The following is a 1848-nucleotide window of genomic DNA, read 5'->3' on the forward strand; positions in this document are numbered from 1 at the left end:
TTAGTGCAATACTTTTGGATTGTTTTTTTGGTAAATTAGGTGCGAAAGTTGAGTTTCTTAAATAGCCCAACTTATAATATTTGATGTAATTATCTATTTCATGAGTAATTGTTAATACATTATTCTCAATATTAAGTATATATCCTTGTTTACTGATATAAATTTTAAAATCTGTAATCAGACTTTTAGTGAAAAGCAAAGATATTAAAGAATCTAAAATTTCCTTTTTCTGGTTTATATAACCTGTTATATTGTAGTTTTGTAGTTTTCTTGGTTTTATCGCTTTGTAATGCTTAATTATGTTTATTGTATATGAAAAACTTTCTGATAGTGTTTCTTTGCGTTCTACTTGCTCATCTCTTAAAGTTGAAAACATTATTTCTTGTTGCATAAGTAAAAATATTAATAATTTTTCTGAATCTAATTTATTCACTATGCTTTTAATATCATTATTGATTTCTTTCTCAATAAGATTTATTATTTCTTTATTTTTCATCATATTCTCTTAAACCTTTTTTCTTCTTATACCCGCATCCAAAACACCAAACCTCAATGCTGATGTTCCACCTTAAGCAGCTCTTCCGCAGCCTCGTCCGAGAGCTGTTCTATCTCTAAGATCTTGCCGCTTGCTACGAGTGGGATGCCTGCTAGTTCATGATTTGCGTTTAGAATTGCGTGCATTTCTTCTATGCTCTCAACGACATAAACGATGCCTTCCTCTTCGCCGTCAAGTTCTGCACCTACATGAATATCCTCAGGCAAATCTTTGAGCAGTTCTTTTAAAACTAAAGACTCATCATACTCTCCAAACGCTTCTGCAGGAGTGAGCGTAACATGAAAAGTATCGCCTATCTTTTTTCCCTCAAGCTCATCTTCTAGCTTTTGAAAGATTTGATTATAACCGCCGTGAAGATACATAAGCTCCTCACTCTCATCAATGATGTTGCCCTCTTTATCTTCTAGCTTTATAAGCATTGACACAAGCGTATTTTTTTTAATTTTATCCATAGAAAATCCTTTAGTTACCCGAGTAACTCTTTTTGTTTTTTTTGTAATTTACTTGAACTTAGTGTATATTTAATGTATGCTTTGAGAATATTTTGCGCTTCAGCTTCGTCTAATTCTTTACGCGAAGTGATTTTTTTAAGTTTTAAGCCAGATATATCATTAAGAGGAGTTTCCCCCTCTTTATCAAACGCTATCATCCCCAAACCTGCGACTTTGGCATTTTGGCAATCATAGCTTTGGCTTGAGAGAGCATTTTACGCTCTGCTTCGCTGTTAAGTGTTTGTGCCTCCAAAGCAGAGGTGTGCATAACCCTCTCGACAATCTCAAGCGCTTTTTTTTCCACTTGCATTTTATAAAGTGACTTTGCGGAGTGTTTAGGCTTGATACTTATTTCACAATCAAGCGCAACGGCGATTTTATCAAGTGTGCTAAGTGAAACATCACTACCACCAAACGCCCTCTTTACGGTTGCTATGCCGACACCGGAACGAGAGGCAATAGATTCATAGGGAATAGATAGTGCCTCTTTTTGTTTTTTGAGTTCATTTATAATAAGAGTTTTATACATGTTGGCTCCCTGCATTATTTTATTACAATAATAATACCATAATGTATCATATATGATACTTTATCCTTTATCCTAAGGCTTCTTTATGTCTCTTCTTCAATTCATTAAGCTAGTGAAAAACCCTTCTCCACTCCTCTAGTTTTTTTTTCACTATAAAAGCGTGAGGGAGTTGGTAAAAACCCAAACTTTATACCGTTTTTATCGCAAAACTCTTTTATCTTACTGATGTTACGCACTAAAACGAACGCGTCCGTTTTAGTGGCAGGGACAAA

4 protein-coding genes are annotated in these 1848 nt (G+C 34.3%); all 4 read right to left on the bottom strand.

Going from position 1 to position 1848, the window contains the following annotated elements; genetic code table 11:
• Window positions 1-496, bottom strand: a 496-nt coding sequence (locus tag IBX42_RS12330; protein ID WP_294933227.1) for a hypothetical protein, incomplete at its 3' end; no start/stop codon positions are given.
• Between the two features lie 53 nt (window positions 497-549).
• Window positions 550-1008, bottom strand: coding sequence for an FKBP-type peptidyl-prolyl cis-trans isomerase (locus tag IBX42_RS12335; RefSeq protein WP_294933228.1), 459 nt, complete (start codon window positions 1006-1008; stop codon window positions 550-552).
• Window positions 1009-1022: 14 nt separating this feature from the next.
• Complete coding sequence (locus IBX42_RS12340) at window positions 1023-1205, bottom strand: hypothetical protein (protein ID WP_294933229.1); 183 nt, start codon at window positions 1203-1205, stop codon at window positions 1023-1025.
• Entirely contained in the window at window positions 1202-1576 is a 375-nt protein-coding gene (locus IBX42_RS12345) for a hypothetical protein (RefSeq protein WP_294933230.1), read from the bottom strand. Before IBX42_RS12345 ends, IBX42_RS12340 begins: the two co-directional genes overlap by 4 nt.
• Window positions 1577-1848: the final 272 nt, after the last annotated feature.

Source organism: Sulfurimonas sp., assembly GCF_014859695.1.
Classification (GTDB): Bacteria; Campylobacterota; Campylobacteria; order Campylobacterales; family Sulfurimonadaceae; genus Sulfurimonas.